The sequence below is a fragment of the Streptococcus sp. 2100 genome (assembly GCF_013276335.1).
Lineage (GTDB): Bacteria > Bacillota > Bacilli > Lactobacillales > Streptococcaceae > Streptococcus > Streptococcus pseudopneumoniae.
In genome coordinates this window covers 1-540 of sequence record NZ_VMKV01000111.1, presented here as the reverse complement: position 1 = coordinate 540, position 540 = coordinate 1, and the positions used below count along the sequence as shown (strand labels likewise).

Sequence of the window (540 nt, the reverse complement as noted above, 5' to 3'; positions counted from 1 at the left end):
CTCATCTCCATCTCCCGATTGAAACAGTCACTCCCCGGACTGTTTCAACGTCCCAAGACATAATCTCAGGCAGATTTCTAACATTACACTCAAAGTGGAAGTCATTGAGCTTTCGAATGACAGTTGAAGTTGAAATGGCCAGCTGATGGGCAATATCGGTCATAGAAGTCTTTTCAATCAACTTTTGCGCAATTTTTTGATTGATAATACGAGGGATTTGGTCATTTTTCTTGACGATAGAAGTTTCAGCGACCATCATTTTAGAACAATNNTTTGACTTCCGCACTCAGGACAAGATGGAGCTTCATAGTCCAGTTTGGCGATGAGTTCCTTGTATGTATCCTTATTAATGATATCCATAGGGGATTTACCCACTACAAATATTATAGAGCCCAAAAAGGTGGCTATGTCACCTTTTTGTGTCAGTGTAGGTATTTGTGACGCGGTGGTGGGGCATCAATGGAGCTTCTTGAAGGTAATACTCTTCGAAAATCTCTTCAAACCACGTCAGCGTCGCCTTACCGTAGGTATGGTTACTGA

General features: G+C 41.8%; 1 pseudogene. It reads right to left on the bottom strand.

The window, feature by feature from the left end:
* Positions 1–52 precede the first annotated feature (52 nt).
* Positions 53–360: pseudogene (locus HT669_RS10735) on the bottom strand (helix-turn-helix domain-containing protein); the annotation flags it as partial.
* Positions 361–540 lie beyond the last annotated feature (180 nt).